Raw genomic sequence first — 23,430 nt, 5'->3', positions numbered from 1 at the left:
CGGCATCCCCCTCGTCATGTCCCAGCGGCTCGCGCCTACTTCTTGCCCTGCGCGGCGACCGCGGCAGCGCCGGCTGCAGCGGCCTCGGGGTCGAGGTACTCGGCCGGCTTCGTCGGGCGGAACTCGTCGTCGAGCTCGTACACGAGCGGGATTCCGGTGGGGATGTTGAGCTCGGCGATGTCGTCGTCGCTGATGCCGTCGAGGTGCTTCACGAGGGCGCGGAGCGAGTTGCCGTGCGCGGTGACGAGCACGGTCCTTCCCGCGGCCAGGTCGGGGACGATGCCCACCTCCCAGTACGGCAGCATGCGCGCGATCACGTCTTTCAGGCACTCGGTGCGGGGCAGCTCGTCGTCGCTCAGCGCCGCGTAACGCGGGTCGCCGACCTGCGACCACTGGGCGTCGTCGGCGAGCGCGGGCGGCGGCACGTCGAACGAGCGGCGCCAGAGCTGGAACTGCTCGGGGCCGTACTTCTCGAGCGTCTCGGCCTTGTCGAGCCCCTGCAGCGCGCCGTAGTGGCGCTCGTTGAGGCGCCACGTGCGGCGGACGTCGATCCACGCGCGGTCGGCGACGTCGAGCGCGATGTTCGCGGTCTGGATCGCGCGCGTGAGCACCGACGTGTGCAGCACGTCGGGCAGCACGCCGTGCTCCGCGAGGAGTTCGCCGGCGCGCGCGGCCTCGGTGCGGCCGAGCTCGGAGAGTCGCACGTCGACCCAACCGGTGAACAGGTTCTTCTGGTTCCATTCGCTGTTGCCGTGGCGGAGCAGCACGAGGGTGTGAGGCATGCGAACAGCCTACCGGCGAGGCATCCGGCGCCCCGTCGCGTGAAGCGCGATGACCGGATGCCTCGCCGAGTGCCTGACAGACTGGAGGCATGCCCGACGCCTCGCCCCACCCCCGGCGCCTGCGGCCCGGGCAGCGCGTCGGCACCGTGACCCGCGGCACCACGAACGCGAACCGGCTGCGCCGCGTCGACCGGTGGATCGCGGCGCACCCCGCCCTCGTGCACGCGACCGACCCGTTCGTCGTCGACCTCGGCTACGGGGCGAGCGGCGTGACGACGCTCGAGCTCGCCTCGCGCCTCGTGCACGTGCGACCCGACGTGCGCGTGCTCGGCCTCGAGATCGAGCCCGAGCGGGTGCGCGTCGCCCGCGAGCAGCTCGAGCGGGTGCGCGCAGGCGACGCCCACTTCGACCCGGGTCTCGACGTCGGCTTCGCGGTCGGCGGGTTCGAGGTGCCGACGCCGGGCGATCGCCGACCCGTCGTGATCCGTGCGTTCAACGTCCTGCGGCAGTACGACGAGTCCGACGTCGCGGGCGCCTGGGCGCACATGACCGCGCGCCTCGCTCCCGGCGGACTCGTGGTGGAGGGCACGTGCGACGAGCTCGGCCGCGTAGCGAGCTGGATCGGGCTCGGCGGCGACGGGCCGCGCACCTTCACGATCAGCCTCCGCCGCTCGGGGCTCGAGAACCCCTCGGTCGTGGCCGAGCGGCTGCCGAAGGCGCTCATCCATCGGAACGTCCCCGGCGAGCCGGTGCACGAGCTCCTCGCGGCACTCGACGCCGCGTGGCGGATGCATGCCCCCCTCGCGGTCTACGGGCCCTCCCAACGTTGGATCGCGATGGTCGCCACCCTGCGGCACGAGGGATGGCCCGTGATCGGCGGTCCGCGCCGGAGCCGGCTGGGCGAGCTCACCCTGCCGTGGGCAGCGGTCGCACCGCGCTGAGTTCGGGCCCGAAACGCCCGTTCAGGGGCCCTTTCAGAGTGCCTTCCGAGGCGCAAGTTCTGCGCGTGTTCGATCATTACAGACCGCCGTGTTCGAGTAAGAAGACGATACGCAACCAACTTTTGCTTGACGCACGACATAAGTCGCCCTAGGTTCAGGACCGGGCTCGCACTCGATCCGCCATATCGCGTGTCCAGCATCTGAAACCAACGGAGGTCTCATGCTGACGAAGTTGCACCACGTCCTCTCCCGGCTCCTCGCCGGAACCGTCGCCGTGATCCTCGCCGCAGGCGCGATCACGGCGATCGCCGCACCCGCACAGGCCCACGACGGCGCCCACGTGCTGATCTTCACCAAGACGACGCAGTTCCGGCACACGGACGCGATCGACAAGGGCACGCCGCTCATCACGGCTGCGCTCGAGGCCGAGGGGATGGAGGTGACGCACACCGAGGACTCCACGATCTTCAACGACACCGATCTCGCCGGCTTCGACGCGCTCATCATGTTCCAGGCGTCCGGCGACCCGTGGAACGCCGACCAGAAGGCGGCCCTCGAGCGCTACCAGGAGGCGGGCGGCGGCATCGTCGCCATCCACAACGCGACCGACATGCGCGGCAACTACGCCTGGTGGGACCAGCTCGTCGGTTCGCTCATGCCGGGCCACGCGGCCACCGGCACCGACCCCGGCCAGCCGGGCACGGTGCGGATCGAGGACCATGCGCACCCGTCGACGGCCCACTTCGACGACGCGCGATGGGAACGCTCCGACGAGTGGTACAACTTCTCGAACAACGTGCGCGGCACCGCGCACGTGCTCGCCTCGATGGACGAGTCGACCTACGACGCCGGCGGCAACGCGATGGGCTACGACCACCCGATCTCGTGGTGCAAGCCCTACGACGGCGGACGCGCCTGGGCGACCGCGATGGGGCACTTCGGCTCGCACTACCTCGAGCCCGACTTCATGGCCCACATCGTCGGCGGCGTGAAGTACGCCGCCGGCATCGAGCCAGGTGACTGCGGCGGCACCGTCTGGAACGACTTCGAGAAGGTCGCCCTCGACGAGAACACCTCGGCACCGTTCGCCATGGACATCGCCGACGACGGCCGCGTCTTCTACACGGAGCTCGTACGCGGCCAGGTACGGGTCTGGGACCCGGCGACGAACAACGTCACGACCGCCCTCGAACTCGACGTGTACTCGGGCGGCGAGGACGGCCTGCTCGGCATCGCCCTGGACCCCGACTTCACCGACAACGGTCGTGTCTACCTCTACCGATCGCCCGACACCGCCGACAACGCGGACCCGTCGAACTTCTTCAGCCGTGTCTCCCGGTTCACGATGGAGAACGGCGTCATCGACCCGGCCAGCGAGGAGCTCATCATCGAGGTCCCGGCCCGGCGCCTGCCCGACGAGCCCGGCCACACGGGCGGCGGGCTCGACTTCGACGCCGACGGCAACCTCTACCTCAGCGTCGGCGACGACGTGAACCCGCACTCCGAGCCCTCCGGCGGCTACGCGCCGCTGTCGACGCGCGACGGCACGTTCCACGACGCGCGGGCGACGTCGGCGAACACCAATGACCTGCGCGGCAAGCTGCTGCGCATCACGCCGAAGGCCGACGGCCCCGGCTACACGGTGCCCGAGGGCAACCTGTTCCCCGAGGCCGACGACCCGGGCGACAAGACCCGTCCCGAGATCTACGCGATGGGGTTCCGCAACCCGTTCCGCTTCTCGGTCGACCAGGCGACCGGCTGGATCAGCCTCGCCGACTACTCCCCCGACAACGGCACCGATGCGCCCGAAACCCGCGGCCCCGCCGGCATCGCCGAATGGAACCTCATCAAGAGCCCCGGCAACTACGGCTGGCCCCTCTGCATGGGCGACAACGAACCGTTCCGCGACGTCGACTACACGACGAGCCCGGTGACCGTCGGCGACTTCTTCGACTGCGACGCCCCGGTCAACGACTCGCCGCGCAACACCGGCCTGACCGAGCTGCCCGCGGCCCGCGCCGCCGACATGTGGTACGGCTACAAGCGCTCGTCGGTGCCCGAGATGATCCCCCAGGGCGGCGGCCTCGCCCCCATGGGCGGTCCGGTCTACGACTACGACCCCGACCTCGCGTCCGACACGAAGTTTCCCGCGTCGTACGACGGCAAGCCGTTCTTCTACGAGTGGGCGCGCAACAAGATGTACTCGATCCAGCTCAAGGACCCGGCCGCAGAGTCGGGCTCGCAGGTTGAGAAGGTGAACGCCTTCCTGCCGCAGGAGCAGTTCCTCGCGCCGATCGACTCGAAGTTCGGTCCCGACGGTTCGCTCTACGTGCTCGACTGGGGCGGCGGCTTCGGCCGCGACAACCCGAGCTCGGGCCTGCACCGGATCGACTACATCCAGGGTTCACGGTCGCCGATCGCGAAGATCGCGGTCGACCGTGACTCGGGCCCGGCGCCCCTCGAGGTCGCCTTCGACGGAACGGCCTCGACCGATCCCGAGGACGCCGCGCTCGCGTACGAGTGGGACTTCGACGGCGACGGCACGACCGACGCGACCACCGCGACGGCGAGCCATTCGTACGCCGCGACGGGCGTCTTCGACGCACGGTTGACCGTGACCGACCCCGACGGCAAGACCGGCACCACGACCGTGCCCATCACCGTCGGCAACACGAGGCCCGACGTCGGCATCTCGCTGCCGCCGGACGGCGCGTTCTTCGACTTCGGCGACGAGCTCGCGTGGGCGGCCCAGGTGACCGACCCCGAGGACGGCACCGTCGACGGCTCGGAGGTCATCATCCAGCCGGCACTCGGCCACGACGACCACGCCCACCCGCTGACCCCGTTGAGCGGGCTCACGGGGACCACGGAGACGAGCCTCGGCGGCCACGCGCCCGACGAGGACATCTTCTTCGCGATCGACGCGCGCTACACCGACCACGGCGGCGAGGGCGGCGCGAACCCGCTCACGGGTTCGGCGACGACGCTCGTGTTCCCCAAGCTCAAGCAGGCCGAGTTCTTCGACGGCGCCTCACCCGGGGTGACCGTGGCACCGAGCCGCGACACGGAGGGCGGCGAGGCCGACAAGGTCGTCGTCGGGCACGACGGCGACTGGGCGCACTACGAGCCGGTGAGCTTCCACCGCGTCGACGAGCTCGCGCTGCGGGTCTCGGCGAACGCCGAGGGAGGCTCGATCGAGCTGCGAAAGGGCGCGGCCGACGGCGAGCTGCTCGCGACCGCCGACGTGCCCGCGACCGGATCGACGCGGTTCGCCGACGTCGTCGTCGACGTGAGCGCGTTCCCGAGCGACTCGCTCGACCTCTACCTCGTGTTCCGGGGCGGCGAGACGAAGCTCAACTTCATCGAGGCGATCGGCCGCGGCTCCTCGCCGACCGCCGCGCCGGACGTCGCGATCACCGCACCCGCCCCGGGCGTCGAGCTCGAGCCCGGCCAGGACGTGACGATCGAGGCCGCGGCGACCGACCCGCACAACGCCGACGGCGGCGTCACCGCCGTCGAGTTCTTCGTCGACGGCGAATCGATCGGCACCGACGAGTCCGCGCCGTTCACCGCCGCGTGGACGAGACCGGAGGAGGGGCTCTACGAGCTCACCGCGGTCGCGAGCAACGAGGCGGGCAAGTCGCGCACCTCGCGCGTCGTCGTCGCCCAGGTCGGTGAGCTGTTCGGCGACCTCGTGCCGTTCACGAACGCCGACGGCGTGTTCGAACGCCTCGGCGAGGGTCGCTTCCGCATCACCGGCGCCGGAGCCGACACGTGGCAGGGCATCGACGAGTACTCGACGCTGTACGCCCCCGCCGGCGGCGACGAGGACTGGGAGGCGGTCGTGAAGGTCGACGCCCAGCAGAACACGAACGGCTCGGCGAAGGCCGGCGTCATCGTTCGCAACGACCTGACGCAACCGGGCACCTCGCCCGGCTACGCGATGGTCGGCATCCGCCCCTCGGGCGGCGTCGAGTTCCTGGCCGACCCCGACGGCAACGGGCAGCTCAACACCTCGGTCGCGGGCGGCACCACCAGCTACCCCGTCTGGGTGAAGCTCAAGCGCTCGGATGCCTCGTACACGGCGTACTTCTCGAAGAACGGCACGAGCTGGACCCAGGTCGGCGGCGCCGTGACCCTCACGGGTGCGGCGAGCACGCAGGACGTCGGCATGTTCACGGTGTCGCACGCGAGCGGCGCCGGCACGGTCGACTTCGCCGACTTCGCGATCGACACCGACCCGCAGGGGCCCGAGCCCGAACTGCCGCTCGAACCGCTCATGTGCGCGGGTGCGCCGCTCTCCGACGAGTTCGACGGCCCGGCCGTCGCGCCTTCGTGGGCCTTGCGCACGGGCCCGGTTCCGATCACCCAGTCGGGTGGCACGCTGAAGCTGCCGGTGACGACGGGCGACATCAACGAGACGTCGACCGGCCCCGTGAGCTTCGCGGGCAAGCCGCTGCCGACCGGTGCCTGGGAGGCGACGACGAAGCTCTCGCTCGCCCACACCTCGCACTGGCAGTGGGCCGGGCTCGTGGTGCACCAGAGCGACGACGAATACAACAAGCTCGCCTTCGTCCGCCACCAGAACGGAAACCGGTTCATCGAGTTCCAGAGCGAGACGGGCGGATCGCGGACCACCGCAGCGGCGCCCACGCTGCCGGCCGACTTCCCGTCGACGATCCACCTCAAGCTGACGAGCGACGGCACGACCCTCACGGGCGCGTACTCCGCCGACGGCACGACGTGGACCCCGCTCGCCGGAAGCCTGCAGCTCAAGGCGAACGCGAGGATCGGCCTGATGTCCGCGGGCGACCTCGGCAGCACGCCGGCGGTGGCGACGGCCGACTGGTTCCGCTTCGCACCGGAACCGGAGCCCGGTGATCCGGTGACGCCGAACGACGAGTTCGACGGGACCACGCTCGACGGCTGCCGCTGGTCGCAGAGCGTGCGCTACGACTCGAACCACCTGGAGGTCGCCGACGGTCACCTCAGGATCGAGACGCAGCCGGGCGACGTCAACGGCACGAACCCGATCTCGCCGCGCAACTTCGTCCTCACCGAGGCGCCTGAGGGCGACTGGGTGGCGACGACGAAGTTCACGGCGCCGCTGAAGCACCGCTGGCAGCTGGCCGGGCTCATGATGTGGGCCGACGACGACAACTACGTCAAGGCCGACGTCGTGGCGTACAACAACCCGGGTACGGCGCTCGACCTGCGGGCGGAGCTCGCGGGCGAGGCCGACGCGGTGGGCATCGGCAACCGGAACCTCAACATCGCGGACTCCAGCGAGAGCGGGTACTGGTACATCCGGGTGACCAAGACGGGCGACCTGTACACGGCCGAGGTGAGCGACGGCGGCGTCAACTGGACGTCGATCGGCGCCGGCATCACCTTCGACCGGCCGCTGCGGGGCCTCGGCCTCATGGCGATCGGTCCGCAGCAGGAGGAGTCGGTCGTGGTCGGGTTCGACTCGTTCACGCTCGAGGCCGAGTCGGAGGACACGACATCGCCGACGACGACGCTCACGTGGGATCCCGCCGAGCCCGACGGCGAGGCCGGCTGGTACACGGCCGCGCCGAGCTTCTCGCTCGAGGCGAGCGACGCCGGCGGATCGGGGGTCGCCACCACCGAGTACGCGATCGGCGACGGAGCGTGGACGGCCTACACCGAGCCGGTCGCCGTCATCGTCGAGGGCGAGGCGACCGTCGCCTACCGGTCGACCGACACGGCCGGAAACGTCGAGGAGGCGGGGTCGGCGACGGTCCAGGTCGACACGGTGGCGCCGGTCACCACCGCCACGGTCGACGCCGGCGACGGCGACGCCCGCGTCACGCTGACCGCGACCGACGACACCTCCGGCGCGGCGCGCACGGAGTTCCGGGTCGACGACGGCGAATGGGGCGCGTACGCCGACCCGATCGTCGTGACCGGTGCCGGCGACCACACCGTCGCCTACCGCTCGGTCGACGTCGCCGGCAACGCCGAGGAGGAACAGGCGGCCACGCTCACGATCGACGAGCCCGTCCCCGTCGAGATGGGCGTGACGGCGACCGCCGCCAGCCAGTGCCTCGCCGGAACCGCCCAGGTCGCCGTGTACGCGGCGAACACGGGCAACACGCCGGCCGACCTCGTGATCTCGACGCCGTGGGGCGACCACGAGATCGCCGACGTCGCGGCGGGCTCGGCGGTGTACCACCTGTTCGACACGGGCACGGCGCGACTCAAGAAGGGCACGCTTGAGGTGACCGCCCGCCATCAGGACGGCGAGCACGAGGCCGAGGCGCGCGCGGCGTACGCCAAGGCGAACTGCAGGTAGCCCTGTGACGACGGCCCCGGCGCTCCGGCGTCGGGGCCGTCGTCGTGCGCGCGAAGGAGCCGGCGCGCGACGGACGTCGGCACCCGGCAGATCAGCCGGTCGGCGGTGTCAGGGCTTGCGCACGCCGAGGCGGGGCAGGCGCGGCACCTCGACGGCGGCGCCCGCATCGGCGGGCACGATCTCGACCTGGGCGGCCGCCACCTCCACGCCGTGGCGCTCGACGATGAGCGGCAGGTCGGCGGGAACCGCGCGCTTGACGAGCGCGAGCGCGATGGGGCCGAGCTCGTGGTGCATCGCGCTCGAGGTGACGTGGCCCACGACCTTGCGCTCGGGCGCCTCGCCCTCGGCGGGCTCGGGCCGCACCTTCTCGCCGACCACCTCGTCGCCCGGCACCGGCAGCACGGTGTCGCTGCCGTCGAGGTGCAGCAGCACGAGTCGCCGGGGCGGCCGGCCGAGGTTGAGCACCTTCGCGACCGTCTCCTGGCCCTTGTAGCAGCCCTTGCCGAGGTCGACCGCGCTGCGCAGCCAGTCGACCTCGTGCGGAATGGTCTTCTCGTCGACCTCCGTCGCGAGGCGCGGACGCCACGCGGCGATCCGCAGCGCCTCGGCGGCGAGCGCTCCGGCGGCGGCCACGCGGCCCGAACGGACCGATGCGGCCGCGTCGGCCAGCGCTTCGCGTTCGACGATGCGCTCGATCCAGCGCCAGTCGGCGCCCGGGTGCCCGGCTGCGGCGGCGTACTGGTGGCCGCCCGGGCGGGGTTCGGCCCAGGGGTCGACCCAGTCGAGCGCGACGCCGGCGGGCGCGTACGCCGCGACCGCCGCATCGAGCGCGTCGGCCGACATCGCCGCGATCACGGCCAGGTCGGCCGTTCGGTCGGCGACCTCGACCCGGAGCATGAACCGCATGCGGTCGAGCCAGGCGGCGAGCGGAGCCGCTTCGTCGCCCTCGACGATGAGCCACACCGACTCACCGTCGTCGACCGCGTGCACCGCGTGCTCGACACGGCCGGAGGCGTCGAGGAGCAGCGCCTCGATACCTTCACCCGGCCGGAGGCCGGTGAACGACTGGCTCGCCATGGAGTGCATCCAGCTCAGCCGGTCGGGACCGGTGACGACGACGAGACCGCGGTCGGACAGATCGACGATCGCCTCGCCGCGCTCGAGGCGACGCTGCTCGATCATCGGCTCGCCGTAGTGGCCGGCGACGCCGGGCGACGTCTCGAGGGCGACGGCTCCGGGAAGGGCGAGGAACGGCGACGACGACCCGGTCATCAGTCGACCTTCGCGAGGCGGGCCGACGCATGCGTGCGCAGGTCCTGACCGAGCGCCGCGATGTCCCAGGCCCACAGGAGGTGCCCCTCGACGAGGCCGTACAGCCGCGTCGCGGCCGCGTAGTCCTTCGCACCGGCCGAGCGCATGACGGCGTCGGTCGCGAGGTCGATGCGCGGGCCCTTCACCTGGCCGAGGTAGAGCTCGCTCACCCCGCCGGGGTGCACGATCGACACTTCGAGGTCGAACCCGCCCTCGGCGTTGCGCAGCCGCTCGACCGCCTCGGCGTCGCCGTAGCGCGGCTCGCCGACGGCCGGCAGCATCGCTGGGCCCGGGTCGCCCTCGCCCTGTGCACGTGCGAGCCGCCAGTACCCCGTCTCGGTGGCGAGCGGCGTCGGCTCACCGCCCTCGTCGTCGGGGAAGAGCCACGTGTACGAGGTGTAGTTGAGGTGCGGCAGCCCGTCGTGGCTGAAGCTCACCCGCTGGCCGAACTCGTGCGTGACGGACTCGTCGCCGACCTTGTAGTCGATGACGCCCGACCCCTCCCACACGCCGAGGAGCCACGAGAGCGGGACGAGCTCGGCGGGAAGGTCGACGGGCAGCTCGATCATCGCCACGCCTTCACCAGCGCCTAGCGCTGACCCTTGAAGAGCTTGTAGACGACGACGCCGCTGATCCACGCGATCGCGAGGCTCGCGAGGCCGAGCAGGCCGATGAAGAGGAGTTCGAGGGCGAGCAGCTCAGACATGCCTCGAGTCTAGCCCGCGGCGACGGGGGCGACGATCGCCGCCGCGACCGCGACGACCACGAACGCGCCCGCGATCGACGCCGAGACGCGACCGACGAATCCGGCCGGCCGGCGGCTCGCGAGCTGGACCACGAGCGTGCCGAGCACCGAGACGGCGAGCACGACGCCGAGCGCGCCGAACACGCCGAGCCACGAGTCATCCTCGAACCAGTCGTCGACGCCGCCGAACGCCAGCCCGGCGACGATCGCGGAACCGACGACGGCGACCGCCCAGATCAGGACGATTCCCGGCCATCCCGTGCGCGTCTCGGTCTCGTCGGTCATGCCGCTCCGTTCGGTTCGCGGGACGGCGTCGGCCGTCCCGTAGTATTGACCGCACCTTACTACTGGAGGGTGTGGCGTGGCGCAGCTGCTCATTCTGACGCCGGCGGCCGACGACGTTCTCCCGGCGCTCGCACTCCTGACGCATCGGGTGCGGGTCATCCCCGCCTCGCCCGAGCGCCTCGTCAACGCGCCCGACGCCGAGCTCGTGCTGCTCGACGCCCGCACGAACCTCGCCGGCGCCAAGGCGCTCGCGCAGATCCTGCGCACCACCGGGCTCTCGGCGCCGCTCGTGCTCGTCGTCACCGAGGGCGGGCTCACCGCCGTCTCCCCCGACTGGGGCGTCGACGACGTCGTACTCGAGGGGGCCGGCCCGGCCGAGGTCGACGCGCGCATCCGGCTCGCCATCGGTCGGGCGCTGCAGTCGCAGCCCGCGGAGCGGATCCAGACCTCGGGCGTCGTCATCGACGAGGCCAGCTATTCGGCCAAGGTGCACGGCAAGCCGCTCGACCTCACCTACAAGGAGTTCGAGCTGCTGCGCTTCCTCGCGGCGCACCCGTCGCGGGTCTTCACGCGCGAGCAACTGCTGAGCGAGGTGTGGGGCTACGACTACTTCGGCGGCACCCGCACCGTCGACGTGCACGTGCGGCGACTTCGGGCGAAGCTCGGCGACCTCGACAGCCTCATCGGCACCGTGCGCAACGTGGGCTACCGGTTCAACGTGCACGAAGAGGATGACGAGAGCGCGCCCGTCACCGCCCGTTAACCCTGCCCTCATCGGCCGCAACCGCGTGCGTGCCATGATGAGTGGATGAGCCCGGACAGCATCCTCGAGGACGACCGGAAGTCGGATCGCACGGCGAGCGACTTCGACGACGACTTCGAACCGCTCGACATCGAAGGCGCGCCCGAGCTGCCCGCCGAGCGCTACCTCGACCGCGAACTGAGCTGGCTCGCCTTCAACCAGCGCGTGCTCGAACTCGCCGAGGACCCGCTCGTCCCGGTGCTCGAGCGGGCGAACTTCCTCGCGATCTTCGCGTCGAACCTCGACGAGTTCTTCATGGTGCGGGTCGCCGGGCTCAAGCGCCGCATCATGACCGGGCTCGCCGTGCCGACGAACGTCGGCCGCGCCCCGGTCGACGTGCTGAGCGACATCTCGCGCATGGCGCACGAACTGCAGGAGCGCCACGCCGCCGCCTACCAGGAGCTCGTGAAGCCCGCCCTCGCCGACGTGGGCATCCGCATCGTGACCTGGGCCGAGCTCGGCGACGACGAGCGCGCGCACCTGCGCGGCTACTTCTCGTCGCAGATCTTCCCCGTGCTCATGCCGCTCGCGGTCGATCCGGCGCACCCGTTCCCCTACATCTCGGGCCTCTCGCTGAACCTCTCGGTGCGCGTGCGCAACAGCCGCACCGGCCGGCAGGAGTTCGCGCGCGTGAAGGTGCCGCAGATGCTGCCCCGGTTCGTCCGCGTCGAGCCCGGCGAGTCGGTCGAGGACGCGCGCTACATCACACTCGAGGACCTCATCGCGAACCACCTCGGCGACCTCTTCCCCGGCATGGAGATCGTGGAGCACCACGTGTTCCGCGTCACCCGCAACGAGGACGTCGAGATCGAGGAGGACGAGACCGAGAACCTCATCAAGGCGCTCGAGAAGGAGTTGCTGCGACGCCGATTCGGCCCGCCGATCCGCCTCGAGGTCACCGACGACATGGACGAGGTGACGCTGGGCCTGCTCGTGCGCGAGCTCGACGTCACCGAGCAGGAGGTGTACCGGCTGCCCGCGCCGCTCGACCTCGGCGGGCTCTTCGACCTCGCGCGGCTCGACCGCCCCGAGCTGCACTACCCCACGCACGTGCCGACCACGGCCGTGCAGCTGCAGCCGACCGAGTCGAACCTGCGCGCCGACGTGTTCAAGGCCGTCTCCCGCCAGGACGTGCTGCTGCACCACCCGTACGAGTCGTTCGCGACGAGCGTGCAGGCCTTCCTCGAGCAGGCCGCCGCCGACCCCGACGTGCTCGCGATCAAGCAGACCCTGTACCGCACGTCGGGCGACAGCCCGATCGTCGAGGCCCTCATCGACGCCGCGGAGTCTGGGAAGCAGGTGCTCGCCCTCGTCGAGATCAAGGCCCGCTTCGACGAGCAGGCGAACATCACGTGGGCGCGCAAGCTCGAGAAGGCCGGCGTGCACGTCGTCTACGGCCTCGTCGGCCTCAAGACCCACTGCAAGCTCGCGCTCGTGATCCGCCAGGAGAAGGGCGTGCTGCGGCACTACAGCCACATCGGCACGGGCAACTACAACCCGAAGACGAGCCGCATCTACGAGGACCTCGGCCTCCTCACCGCCGACGACCAGGTCGGCAAGGACCTGACGCGCCTCTTCAACGAGCTGAGCGGCTACGCGATCGAGAAGAAGTTCAAGCGGCTCCTCGTCGCGCCGCTCCACCTGCGCAAGGGGCTCCTGAAGCTCATCGCGGGCGAGATCAGGGCGGCCGAGGAGGGCCGGCCCTGCGGCATCCGCATCAAGGTCAACTCGATGGTCGACGAGGCCATCATCGACGCGCTCTACCGGGCCTCGAACGCCGGCGTCCCCGTCGAAGTGTGGGTGCGCGGCATCTGCAGCCTGCGACCGGGCATCCCCGGCCTCAGCGAGAACATCCGCGTCCGGTCGATCCTCGGCCGCTACCTCGAGCACTCGCGCATCTTCTCGTTCGCGAACGACGGCGACCCGCAGGTCTACATCGGCTCCGCCGACATGATGCACCGCAACCTCGACCGCAGGGTCGAGGCGCTCGTGCGCCTCACCGACCCGCAGCACCTCGTCGAGATCGAGCGCATCTTCGACCAGGCGATGGACGAGTCGACGAGTTCGTGGCACCTCGACGGCGACGGCGTCTGGACACGCCGGTCGGTAGATGAGGAGGGCCGCCCGCTCACCGACCTGCAGAATGGCCTCATGCTCGAGATCGCCCAGCGCACCCGATCGGGCCAGCGCACCCGATCGGGGTCGCGCCGGTGACGACGGCCGTCTACGCCGCCGGCGCCGTCTGCTGGCGCTACATCGACGGCAAGCTGCACGTGCTCGTCATCCACCGCACCGTGTACGGCGACGTGACCATTCCGAAGGGCAAGGTCGACCCCGGCGAGTCGCTGCCGCAGACGGCCGTGCGCGAGATCCAGGAGGAGACCGGCCTCGCCGTCGACCTCGGCGTGCCGCTCGGCGTCTCGCGCTACCCGCTGCCGTCGGGCCGCGAGAAGATCGTGCACTACTGGGCGGCCGAGGTGGGCGAGAAGGCGGTGCAGCGCTCGACCTTCAAGCCGAACGCCGAGGTCGCCGCGCTCGAATGGGTCACCCCCAAGCGCGCCCGCGGCTACCTCACCTACGAACCCGACGTCGAGATCCTCGACAACTTCACGGCGCTCGTCGAACAGGGCGTCACCGAGACGTTCAGCATCACGGTCCTCCGGCACGGCAAGGCGGTCGGGCGGGGCGGCTTCGACGGACCGGATGCCTCGCGGCCGCTCTCCGCCCGCGGCGTCGACCAGGCCGCGGGCCTCGTCGACACCCTCACCGCCTGGGGCCCGAAGCGGATCGTGTCGAGCCCGGCCGTACGCTGCGTCACCACCGTGACGCCGCTCGCCGCGGCCACCGGCATCGAGATCAAGCGAGACGCCGGCATCAGCCAGGAGGCGTTCGAGGCCGGCGAGGCCGAGGTGCGCCGGGTCGTCGGCAAGCGCGTGCGCGCAGGCAAGTCGGCCGTCATCTGCAGCCACGGGCCGGTGCTGCCCGACATCATGCGCGAGCTCGCACTCGCGACCGGCACGCCCCTCGGCACGTACGCGACCGACGCCGCGGAACTCGAGCCCGGCGCGTTCAGCGTCGTGCACCTGTCGGCGACGAACCAGGGCTCCGGCATCATCTCGATCGAGACGCACGCGCCGCGCGCCTGAACGCAGCGGAATCACGCGCCCGATTCCGTTCACCTCCCGTTCACCGGCGTGGCGGAAGCTCGTAAGGCGCACTGATTAGCGTCGCAGGCGGGTCGGCACCGACCCGGACCTGCAATCGAACCCCGGAAGGGACTTCACGTGAACTTCAAGCGTTTCGGCGTGCCCGCCGTCGTCGCCGTCACCGCGGCGCTCGCGCTCAGCTCCTGCGCAGCAAACGAAGGCGGCGGCAGCGCCACCCCCGAAGAGTCGACCTCGACCCTCTCGGGCACGATCGACGCGGCCGGCGCCTCGTCGCAGGGCTCGGCGCAGGAGGCGTGGGTCGCCGCGTTCCAGACCGCGAACCCCGACGTCACCATCAACTACGACCCCTCGGGCTCGGGCGCGGGCCGGGAGGCCTTCATCGCGGGCGGCGTCGACTTCGCCGGCAGCGACTCGTACCTGAAGGACGAGGAGCTCGCGGGCGAGTTCGCCGCGTGCGCCCCCGACACCAAGGCGATCGACCTGCCGGTCTACATCTCGCCCATCGCCGTGATCTTCAACGTCGAGGGCGTCGAGGAGCTCAACCTCGACCCGGCGACCCTCGCGAAGATCTTCAAGGGCGACATCACCAAGTGGAACGACCCGGCGATCGCCGCGCTCAACGAGGGTGCCGCCCTCCCCGACGCGACCATCACCGCGGTGCACCGCTCGGACGACTCGGGCACGACGAAGAACTTCGCCGACTACCTCAACCAGACGGCCGCAGACGTGTGGGCCGAGGAGCCGAGCGACACCTTCCCGTACCAGACCGGTGAGGGCGCCCAGGGCACCTCGGGCGTCGTCGACGCCGTCACCAACGGCGTGAACACCATCGGCTATGCCGACGCATCGCGCGCCGGCGACCTCGGTGTCGCGAAGATCAAGGTCGGCGACGAGTTCGTCGGCTACTCGCCGGAGGCCGCCGCGGCCGTCGTCGCGGAGTCGCCGCTCGTCGAGGGCCGCGAGGCCAACGACCTCGCGATCGCGCTCGACCGCACCACGACCGACCCGAGCCACTACCCGCTCGTGCTCGTGAGCTACGCGATCGTCTGCCAGGAGTACGCCGACGCGGCACAAGGCGAGCTCGTGAAGAGCTACGTCTCGTACCTCGCGAGCGAGGAGGGCCAGTCCCTCTCCGCCGAGCAGGCCGGTTCGGCGCCGCTCTCGAGCGAGCTCGGCGAGCAGGTCCAGGCCGCCCTCGAGACGGTCAAGTAGTCCGGCGCCCGCCCGTCCCGATCGCACCGCAGCGGTGTCCGATCGGGCCGGGCGGGCTCGGTGCGCGAGCCCGGCTCGCGCGCTCCCCATTCGCACGAACCAGGAAGACCCCGCCCCATGACGCCCCCCGAGGCATCCACCATCACCGCCAAGCAGCGCCCCGGCGATCGGATCTTCTCGACCGCCACGCTGGTGGCGGGCGTGCTCATCCTGGTCACCCTCGCGGCCGTCGCGATCTTCCTCGTCGCGCAGTCGCTGCCCGCGTTCACCGCAGTGGCCGACGACTTCAAGGGCGACGCCGAGAACTTCTGGCAGTACGTGTGGCCGCTCGTGTTCGGCACGATCTGGGCGGCGGCGCTCGCGCTCATCATGGCCGTGCCGCTCTCGATCGGCATCGCGCTGTTCATCTCGCACTACGCGCCGCGGCGCCTCGCGCAGGGGCTCGGCTACATCATCGACCTGCTCGCCGCCGTGCCGTCGGTCGTCTTCGGCCTCTGGGGCATCACGGTGCTCGCCCCCGCGGTGCAGCCGTTCTACACCACGCTCACCGAGTGGTTCGGATGGTTCCCGCTGTTCGCCGGGCCGGTCTCGGGCACGGGGCGCACGATCCTCACCGTCGCGGTCGTGCTCGCCGTCATGATCCTGCCGATCGTCACCGCGCTCTGCCGCGAGATCTTCCTGCAGACCCCCGTGCTCCACGAGGAGGCGGCGCTCGCCCTCGGCGCGACCCGCTGGGAGATGATCAAGCTCGCGGTGCTGCCGTTCGGCCGCCCCGGCATCATCTCGGCCTCCATGCTCGGCCTCGGCCGCGCCCTCGGCGAGACGATGGTCGTCGCGATGGTGCTGTCGCCGTCGGCGATCATCAGCTTCGCCGTGCTGCAGTCGCAGAACCCGACCACGATCGCCGCGAACATCGCGCTCAACTTCCCCGAGGCGCACGACATCGGGGTCAACATCCTCATCGCGACGGGCCTCATGCTCTTCACGATCACGCTCGCCGTCAACATGGTCGCCCGCTACATCGTCGAGCGCCGCAAGGAATTCTCGGGAGCCAACTGATGAGCCTCACCGCCACTCCCCCGCAGGCGCCGGTCACGCAGAACGGCATCTCCAACTCGCTGACCGCGGGCAAGCTGCCGCGCTACGCCTCGATCTACGTGCTCGTCGGCGCACTCGCCGCGTCGAGCGCCGTGTTCGGCCTCGTCGCCGTCTCGAGCGGCGAGCTCTTCAACATCGCCGGCGCCGTCTTCTGCGGCGTCGTGCTCTACACCGCCTCGATCTGGCTGATCTCGCGCCTCGTGGAAGGCTCGCGCAAGGCCGCCGACCGGTTCGTCACCGCGCTCGTCGCGACGGCGTTCACGATCGCGCTGCTGCCGCTCATCTCGGTCGCGTTCACGACGATCGTCAACGGCCTGCCGCGCTTCGACGCCGCGTTCTTCACGGAGTCGATGCGCAACGTCGTCGGTGCCGGCGGCGGCGCGCTGCACGCGATCATGGGCACGCTCCTCATCACGGGCATGGCCGCGCTCATCTCGGTGCCCGTCGGCCTGCTCACCGCGATCTACCTCGTCGAGTACGGCCGCGGCAAGCTGAAGCACGGCATCACGTTCTTCGTCGACGTGATGACGGGCATCCCCTCGATCGTCGCCGGCCTGTTCGCGTTCGCGCTCTTCGCGCTCGTGACCGACGACCCCGGCGTGCGCATGGGCTTCGGCGGCGCCGTCGCCCTCTCCGTGCTCATGATCCCGGTCGTCGTGCGCTCGAGCGAGGAGATGCTGAAGCTCGTGCCGAACGACCTCCGTGAGGCGTCCTACGCGCTCGGCGTGCCGAAGTGGCTCACGATCCTGAAGGTCGTGCTGCCCACCTCGATCGCGGGCATCATCACCGGCATCATGATCGCCGTCGCCCGCGTCATCGGCGAGACCGCGCCGCTGCTCATCATCGCCGGCTTCACGACGAGCATGAACTACAACCTGTTCGCCGACCGCATGATGACGCTGCCGGTGTTCGTCTACACCCAGTACATGAACCAGGGCACCGACTCGCAGGCGTACATCGACCGCGCCTGGGCCGGTGCGCTGACGCTCATCCTCATCGTCGCCCTCCTCAACGTCGTCGCCCGCATCATCGCGAAGGCGTTCTCCCCCAAGACCGGCCGCCGCTGAGCGCCCAGACCGCAACGACCCCGTACAGAGAGAAGCAGCACCCGTGTCCAAGCGCATCGAGGTCGAGGACCTCAACGTCTACTACGGCAACTTCCGCGCCGTCGAGGGCATCACGCTCGAGATCGAACCCCGCACCGTGACCGCGTTCATCGGCCCCTCCGGCTGCGGCAAGTCGACCTTCCTCCGCACGCTCAACCGCATGCACGAGGTGATCCCGGGCGCGCGCGTCGAGGGCAAGGTGCTCATCGACGGCAACGACCTCTACGGCCCTGGCGTCGACCCGGTGCTCGTGCGCCGACAGGTCGGCATGGTCTTCCAGCGTCCGAACCCGTTCCCGACGATGTCGATCAAGGAGAACGTGCTCGCCGGCGTGCGCCTCAACAACAAGCGGATCTCGAAGCCCGACGCCGACGAACTCGTCGAGCGTTCGCTGCTCGGCGCGAACCTCTGGAACGAGGTCAAGGACCGCCTCGACAAGCCCGGGTCGGGTCTCTCGGGCGGCCAGCAGCAGCGCCTCTGCATCGCCCGCGCGATCGCCGTCTCGCCCGAGGTCATCCTGATGGACGAGCCCTGCTCGGCACTCGACCCGATCTCGACCCTCGCCATCGAGGACCTCATCGAGGAGCTGAAGCAGCAGTACACGATCGTGATCGTGACGCACAACATGCAGCAGGCCTCGCGCGTGAGCGACAAGACCGCGTTCTTCAACATCGCGGGCACCGGCCAGCCGGGCAAGCTCATCGAGTACTCGGACACGACGACGATCTTCTCGAACCCGCAGGTCAAGGCGACCGAGGACTACGTCTCGGGACGCTTCGGCTGATCGTCCTGCCGGCGACGAAACGGATGCCTCGGAGCGGACTTCGCTCCGAGGCATCCGTGTCTCACGACGGGATCAGCAGGCCTTCACGAGCTCCCAGGGGCCCCACTGCTCGGCGCCGGGGACGTTGTTCTGCGTCCACCACTTCGCCCGGTACTCGCTGCCCTGGTAGCTCACGACCTGCCCGCCGGTGTAGGCGGTCGAGGCGCTCCACGCCGCGGCCGCACAGGTGCCGGGGTCGGTCGGGTCGGTCGGGTCGGTCGGATCCGTCGGGTCGGTCGGATCCGTCGGGTCCGTCGTGCACGAGCCGACCTCCGCCCAGACCGCGGACGTACCGGGCTGCTCGCCCTGCGTCCACCACTTGGCCGAGTACTCCTTGCCGCCGAACGAGACCTTCTGGCCGCCCGTGTAGACCGCGGTCGAGCTCCAGGCCGGCGACGCGCAGTCGCCCGGGTCCGTCGGGTCGGTCGGGTCGGTCGGATCCGTCGGGTCGGTCGGATCCGTCGGGTCGGTGGTGTCGACCGGGTCGGTGGCCGGACCGGACTTCGCCGCGCGCAGCCGGTCGGCGAGCGTGCCGATCAGTTCGCCCCGGCGGTCGCCGTCGAGCTCCCACCACATGCCCCCGCCGAGGCCCTGGTCGACGATGTACTGCGACTTGCGCGCGGTCGACTGCGCGTTGTCGTAGCTCCACCACTGGTTGCCGTCGTAGCGCCAGGCCGCGCCGATCGCGGCGTCGTAGTGGTCGGTGCCGAGGGTCTTCAGCTTGTCGTAGTCCTCGTTGCCCTTCTCCCAGGTGCCCGGGGCGGCACCGGTCGCCGGCCCCCATGCGTTCGCCGAGCTCGCGCCCTGCCAGCCGCGGCCGTAGGCGGCGAGGCCGATGCCGAGCTGCTTGGGCGAGATGCCCGTCTTCAGGTACTCCTTCACGGCCTTGTCGACGCTGAACCTCTTCGAGGCCGGCCGGGTGTCGGCCGGATCGTCGAAGAGGTTCGCCTGGTGGCCGGTGAGTGCCGGGTCCCAAGCGCCGTGCAGGTCGTAGCCCTGGATGTTGCCGTAGTCGAGGTAGCGGAAGTTCTCGGGGTTGTTCCAGCCGCCCGCCGCGATGTCGGCCGGGTTCGCCGGCAGGAATGCGGAGAGCTGGTACGGGTGCCCGTTCTCCGCGGTCAGGGCGTCCATCTGGGTGCGGAACTCCTTGAGGAGCAGCGTGAAGTTCGCCTTGTCGTTGACCTCGTCGACGTAGTTGCCGACCTCGCCGTTCTGCGAGCCGGGCCACTCCCAGTCGATGTCGATGCCGTCGAACACCCCCGCGGCCGCGCCGGTGCCGCCGCGCCCGTCGATGACAGGCAGGTTGCCGCGCAGGTAGAGGTCGACGCAGCTCTTCACGAACTTCTTGCGCGAGGCGTCGGTGGCCGCCGCCTTGGAGAAGTTCTTCGACCAGGTCCAGCCGCCGATCGACAGCATGACCTTGAGCTTCGGGTGCTTCTGCTTCAGCTGCTTGAGCTGGTTGAAGGAGCCCGCGAGCTTCTGGTCCCAGGTGTCGGCGACGCCGGCGACCGAGTTGGCCGCGGTGTAGCCCATGCCGAAGTCGGCCCACGCGTCGCCCGCGCCGTCGGATCCCGTCGGCCCGGTGCCCTGCGCCTTGTTCGCGATGAAGCAGGTGAGGTCCTGGTAGTGGATGTTGCCGAACGCGTAGTTGATGTGGGTGAGATCGTCGGCGGCGCCCGACACCTCGAGCTGCTTCGCCTGGAACGCGCGGCCGTACACGCCCCACTGGGCGAAGTAGCCGACGTTGCGGTAGCCGTTCACGGCGCTCGGCGCCTGCTCTGCGGCGACGGCCGGTGCGGCCGCGCCGAACGCGGCGAGGCCGGCGACCATCGCGCCGGTGGCGACGGCGGCGAGCGCAGTGCGCAGGCCCCGTCGCGTGCGTTGCTGATTCTCCATGATGTCCTTCGTCGTGTGGGGAACCGGACGCGCATCGTGCACGCCCCTGGACGCTCTCACGCTAGGGACGCATGCCTCGCCCCGGCGTCCGCACGATCCACATGATCCGCGCCGTGCGGGGCCACGGGTACGTGGAACTACCTACAGCCCCCGCAGCGGGCCGCCGGGCGCGCCGGGACGCCGGAGCGGGGGCTCCGGTCGCCGGAACCCCCGCCCGAGGCATCCTGTTCGATCAGCAGGCGGCGGCGTCGCCCCAGACGGCCGCACTGCCGGGCGTCTCGCCCTGCGTCCACCACTTCGCGGTGTACTCGGCACCCCCGTAGCTGACCTGCTGGCCGCCCGTGTAGACCGCGGACGCGCTCCACGCGGACGCGTCGCACGTACCGCCGGTGCCGCCGCCGGAGCCCGAGCCGCCGCCCGGCTGGACGACCATCGCCCCGCGGGGCAGGTCGTAGAGCGCCGCGTAGGTCTCGGTTCCGATCTTCACCCGCAGGTTCGAGAGCTCGGCCATCGGCAGGCGCCAGCTCAGCTTCGTGGAGACGCTGCCGCCCGCCGCGATGCCGCCCGATGGCACCGTGATCGTGTACGTGTGGAAGTCGCCCTTGAGGCCGCCGACGTTCGATCCGGTGTGATCGCTCGAGACCTTCGTGATGCCCCATCCGTTCTGCTCGCCCATCGCGCCCGTGTCGCTCGTCGCGGTGTCGAACGTGATCTTCGATCCGGCGGGGATCGCGGTCGTCGAGTTGTTCGTGAACGTCACCTTGGGGTTGATCGGGTAGTTGTTGTCGCCGAGCGCGAACTCGGAGAACCTCACCTGCAGGTCGATCGACTTCGCGGGCATCGCGACGTTGGCCTTCGCCGCGTCGTACGGCTGCGAGGCCGCGAGCCGGTCATGCAGCAGCGACACGAGGGTCGAGCCCATCTCGTACTGGCCCTTCTGGGCGTTGTACGAGTAGTCGCCCGCGAGCTCCCAGATCATCGCGCCGCCGATGCCCTGCTGCGCGATGTAGTCGGCCTTCGCGCCGATCGCCTGGTCGGCGTCGCCCGAGAGGAAGGTCTTCGTCGTGTCGTTCCACCACCACTCGGTCTTCGTGACCGAGTCGAAGTGATGCGTGTACGAACCGCTGATCGACGTCGGTGCGCCGTAGCTCGCCGTGTAGTCGCCCACGACGCCCTTCTGCAGGTTGAGCACGTGCCAGATCGGATTGGCGCCGGCACCCACCTCGGCCCCGGTCTTGTCGAGGTCGTGCCACAGGTTGTTGATGCCGACCGCGCCGTTGCCGCACTTCGACGTGCCACCGAGCGACGGACCGGTGCCCGCGGGGCACTTCGTCTGGTCGGGCAGCGGCGCCTTGCCGTAGAGGCCGTTCGTCCCGCCCTGCACGCCGTCCCAGCCGCGGGTGTAGAACGGCACGCCGACGTTGATGCGGCCGGGCGGCATCGCACCGCGGAAGTAGTGGTAGGCCCAGTCGGTGTTGAGGTAGCCGATGCCGTTGTACGCCCCGTACACGCCGCCCGCGGCGAGCTCGGGGTCCTTGCCGTCGTCGAAGAGCGGGCCGTTGCCGCCGACGTAGTCGTTCCACGAGCCGTGCAGGTCGTAGCTCATGATGTTGACGTAGTCGAGGTACGGGGTGACCTGGTAGACCTCGGCGCCGCGCAGCAGCCAGCCCGAGGCGGGTGCGGCAACGGTGAGCAGGTAGTGCTTGCCGTCGGCGGCGCCGGCGCGGTCGAGCTTCTCGCGGAGGGTCTTCATGAGCGACTCGTAGCCGGCCCAGAGCTTCGCCCGACGCGGCTCGGAGAACGAGAAGTCGTCGGGGCTGCCGGCCTTGCCGTTGGAGTTGGCGTACTCGTAGTCGATGTCGACGCCGTCGAAGCCGTAGGTGCGGATGAACTGCACCGCCGAGTCGGCGAACGCGTCGATCTTCGCCTGCGAGTCGGTCAGCGTGTAGAAGCCGCCGTCGGCGACCCTGTTGCCGTCGGCGTCGAAGTGGCCGCCGGTCTCGGCCCAGCCGCCGACCGAGACGAGCGCCTTCACGCCCGGATTCTGCTGCTTGTACTTCGTGAGCAGGTTGAAGTGCCCCTGGTACGGCAGCGTCGGGTCCATCTCGGCACCGGCGACGCCGGGCCAGGTCATCTTCGTCGAGGCGTTGCCCGCGACATCCTGGTTGACCGAGACCTTGCCCTGTCCGTCGATGTGGGCGAAGGCGTAGTTGATGTGGCTGAGCTTCTTCCACGGGATGTCGCTCGCGAGGTAGCGCGGCTGGCCGTTCTGGCCCGTGCGCCAGTTCGTGAAGTAGCCGATGACGCGATGCTCGAGGCCGTTCGGCAGCTTCTCGCGGCCGGCCTCGTCGTAGATCGTGCAGTAGGGCACGTTGACGCCGGGCGTCTGGTAGAGGCCGTCGGGGCGGCACTTCTCGTCGGGGTTCGTCGTCCACGGGGTGCCGCCGGGGTCCGGGGTCGGCGTCGGCGTGGGCGTCGGGGTCGGCGTGGGCGTCGGCGTCGGCGTGGGCGTCGGCGTGGGCGTCGACGTCGGCGTGGGCGTCGGCGTCGGCGTCGGCGTCGGCGTCGGGTTCACCGTGCCGCACGCGCCCAGCGACTCCCACGGGCCCCACTGCTCGGCACCGGGGACGTTGTTCTGCGTCCACCACTTGGCCTTGTAGTTGACGCTCTGGTACGAGACGAGCTGGCCGCCCGTGTACGTCGCCGACGACGACCAGGCGGGTTCGCACTCGGTCGTGGCGGCGGTCGCGGCCGTGGCGCCGGCGAACCCGAGGGTGCCGATGAGCGCCAGGCCCGAGACGATCGCGCCCGCACGGAAGCGGGCACGAGAAGAGAGTGTGCGCATTCGAGTCCTCACTGACTGGGGATGCCGCGGCGGAGGCCGCCCGGCGGCTCGACGCTATTCGAGCCGGAGGCGCGAGCGCGTCCGTACGACCCCGCATACGT

The 23,430-nt window shown here is 70.5% G+C and carries 15 protein-coding genes; 9 read left to right on the top strand and 6 right to left on the bottom strand.

Annotated features, from left to right (window positions below; translation table 11 throughout):
• Nucleotides 1-35: 35 nt before the first annotated feature.
• Nucleotides 36-782: a phosphoglyceromutase gene (locus tag PX701_RS03970; RefSeq protein WP_231430238.1), complete on the bottom strand. Its 747-nt coding sequence runs from the start codon at nt 780-782 to the stop codon at nt 36-38.
• An 89-nt stretch (nt 783-871) separates the two neighbouring features.
• Between PX701_RS03970 and PX701_RS03965 the strand changes: the two genes are divergently transcribed.
• Both PX701_RS03965 and PX701_RS03960 read left to right on the top strand, forming a co-directional pair.
• The gene (locus PX701_RS03965) at nt 872-1,723 is read left to right on the top strand and encodes a class I SAM-dependent methyltransferase (protein ID WP_275505538.1); all 852 of its coding nucleotides are present in this window, start codon (nt 872-874) and stop codon (nt 1,721-1,723) included.
• 220 nt (nt 1,724-1,943) lie between these two features.
• A complete protein-coding gene (locus tag PX701_RS03960) occupies nt 1,944-8,039 on the top strand; it encodes a ThuA domain-containing protein (protein ID WP_275505537.1) in 6,096 nt (2,031 codons plus the stop codon).
• Nucleotides 8,040-8,147: 108 nt separating this feature from the next.
• Here PX701_RS03960 and ygfZ read toward each other — a convergent pair whose 3' ends face one another.
• The 3 genes from ygfZ to PX701_RS03945 form a co-directional block, all read right to left on the bottom strand.
• Nucleotides 8,148-9,311 (bottom strand): CAF17-like 4Fe-4S cluster assembly/insertion protein YgfZ, encoded by a 1,164-nt coding sequence (gene ygfZ, locus PX701_RS03955; RefSeq protein ID WP_275505536.1) that lies wholly within the window; start codon nt 9,309-9,311, stop codon nt 8,148-8,150.
• Nucleotides 9,311-9,919 carry a nitrobindin family protein gene (locus tag PX701_RS03950; RefSeq protein WP_275505535.1) on the bottom strand — a complete coding sequence of 203 codons (609 nt, stop codon included), beginning with the start codon at nt 9,917-9,919 and terminating at the stop codon, nt 9,311-9,313. The genes ygfZ and PX701_RS03950 overlap by 1 nt, the downstream gene beginning before the upstream one ends.
• 146 nt (nt 9,920-10,065) lie before the next feature.
• Nucleotides 10,066-10,380, bottom strand: coding sequence for a hypothetical protein (locus tag PX701_RS03945; RefSeq protein ID WP_231430233.1), 315 nt, complete (start codon nt 10,378-10,380; stop codon nt 10,066-10,068).
• A 76-nt stretch (nt 10,381-10,456) separates the two neighbouring features.
• Between PX701_RS03945 and PX701_RS03940 the strand changes: the two genes are divergently transcribed.
• From PX701_RS03940 to pstB, 7 genes are all read left to right on the top strand, one after another.
• Complete coding sequence (locus tag PX701_RS03940; RefSeq protein WP_231430232.1) at nt 10,457-11,143, top strand: response regulator transcription factor; 687 nt, start codon at nt 10,457-10,459, stop codon at nt 11,141-11,143.
• A 45-nt stretch (nt 11,144-11,188) separates the two neighbouring features.
• The gene (locus PX701_RS03935; protein WP_275505534.1) at nt 11,189-13,396 is read left to right on the top strand and encodes an RNA degradosome polyphosphate kinase; all 2,208 of its coding nucleotides are present in this window, start codon (nt 11,189-11,191) and stop codon (nt 13,394-13,396) included.
• The gene (locus PX701_RS03930) at nt 13,393-14,328 is read left to right on the top strand and encodes an NUDIX hydrolase (RefSeq protein ID WP_231430230.1); all 936 of its coding nucleotides are present in this window, start codon (nt 13,393-13,395) and stop codon (nt 14,326-14,328) included. The genes PX701_RS03935 and PX701_RS03930 overlap by 4 nt, the downstream gene beginning before the upstream one ends.
• Nucleotides 14,329-14,466: 138 nt before the next feature.
• Nucleotides 14,467-15,561 (top strand): phosphate ABC transporter substrate-binding protein PstS, encoded by a 1,095-nt coding sequence (gene pstS / locus PX701_RS03925; RefSeq protein ID WP_275505533.1) that lies wholly within the window; start codon nt 14,467-14,469, stop codon nt 15,559-15,561.
• A 117-nt stretch (nt 15,562-15,678) separates the two neighbouring features.
• Entirely contained in the window at nt 15,679-16,620 is a 942-nt protein-coding gene (pstC, locus tag PX701_RS03920) for a phosphate ABC transporter permease subunit PstC (protein ID WP_231430228.1), read from the top strand.
• Nucleotides 16,620-17,726 carry a phosphate ABC transporter permease PstA gene (gene pstA, locus PX701_RS03915; RefSeq protein ID WP_231430227.1) on the top strand — a complete coding sequence of 369 codons (1,107 nt, stop codon included), beginning with the start codon at nt 16,620-16,622 and terminating at the stop codon, nt 17,724-17,726. Before pstC ends, pstA begins: the two co-directional genes overlap by 1 nt.
• A 43-nt stretch (nt 17,727-17,769) precedes the next feature.
• Nucleotides 17,770-18,549 carry a phosphate ABC transporter ATP-binding protein PstB gene (gene pstB / locus PX701_RS03910; protein ID WP_231430226.1) on the top strand — a complete coding sequence of 260 codons (780 nt, stop codon included), beginning with the start codon at nt 17,770-17,772 and terminating at the stop codon, nt 18,547-18,549.
• Nucleotides 18,550-18,621: 72 nt separating this feature from the next.
• On the opposite strand, the gene PX701_RS03905 is transcribed toward pstB, so the two are convergent.
• Nucleotides 18,622-20,484, bottom strand: a complete 1,863-nt coding sequence (locus PX701_RS03905) for a glycosyl hydrolase family 18 protein (RefSeq protein ID WP_275505532.1) — start codon at nt 20,482-20,484, stop codon at nt 18,622-18,624.
• Nucleotides 20,485-20,716: 232 nt separating this feature from the next.
• A complete protein-coding gene (locus PX701_RS03900) occupies nt 20,717-23,329 on the bottom strand; it encodes a glycosyl hydrolase family 18 protein (RefSeq protein ID WP_275505531.1) in 2,613 nt (870 codons plus the stop codon).
• Between the last annotated feature and the right edge of the window lie 101 nt (nt 23,330-23,430).

It is taken from the genome of Agromyces chromiiresistens (assembly GCF_029167465.1).
GTDB classification, from domain to species: domain Bacteria; phylum Actinomycetota; class Actinomycetes; order Actinomycetales; family Microbacteriaceae; genus Agromyces; species Agromyces chromiiresistens.
Note: the sequence above shows the minus strand (reverse complement) of the source record. Positions and strands in the feature narration are given on the sequence as shown.

Coding starts and splice junctions, on each gene's coding strand:
- PX701_RS03935 (WP_275505534.1), top strand. CDS start 11,189: ATGAGCCCGGACAGCATCCTCGAGGACGACCGGAAGTCGGATCGCACG.
- PX701_RS03945 (WP_231430233.1), bottom strand. CDS start 10,380: ATGACCGACGAGACCGAGACGCGCACGGGATGGCCGGGAATCGTCCTG.
- PX701_RS03905 (WP_275505532.1), bottom strand. CDS start 20,484: ATGGAGAATCAGCAACGCACGCGACGGGGCCTGCGCACTGCGCTCGCC.
- ygfZ (WP_275505536.1), bottom strand. CDS start 9,311: ATGACCGGGTCGTCGTCGCCGTTCCTCGCCCTTCCCGGAGCCGTCGCC.
- PX701_RS03900 (WP_275505531.1), bottom strand. CDS start 23,329: ATGCGCACACTCTCTTCTCGTGCCCGCTTCCGTGCGGGCGCGATCGTC.
- PX701_RS03950 (WP_275505535.1), bottom strand. CDS start 9,919: ATGATCGAGCTGCCCGTCGACCTTCCCGCCGAGCTCGTCCCGCTCTCG.
- pstA (WP_231430227.1), top strand. CDS start 16,620: ATGAGCCTCACCGCCACTCCCCCGCAGGCGCCGGTCACGCAGAACGGC.
- PX701_RS03970 (WP_231430238.1), bottom strand. CDS start 782: ATGCCTCACACCCTCGTGCTGCTCCGCCACGGCAACAGCGAATGGAAC.
- pstC (WP_231430228.1), top strand. CDS start 15,679: ATGACGCCCCCCGAGGCATCCACCATCACCGCCAAGCAGCGCCCCGGC.
- PX701_RS03965 (WP_275505538.1), top strand. CDS start 872: ATGCCCGACGCCTCGCCCCACCCCCGGCGCCTGCGGCCCGGGCAGCGC.
- PX701_RS03960 (WP_275505537.1), top strand. CDS start 1,944: ATGCTGACGAAGTTGCACCACGTCCTCTCCCGGCTCCTCGCCGGAACC.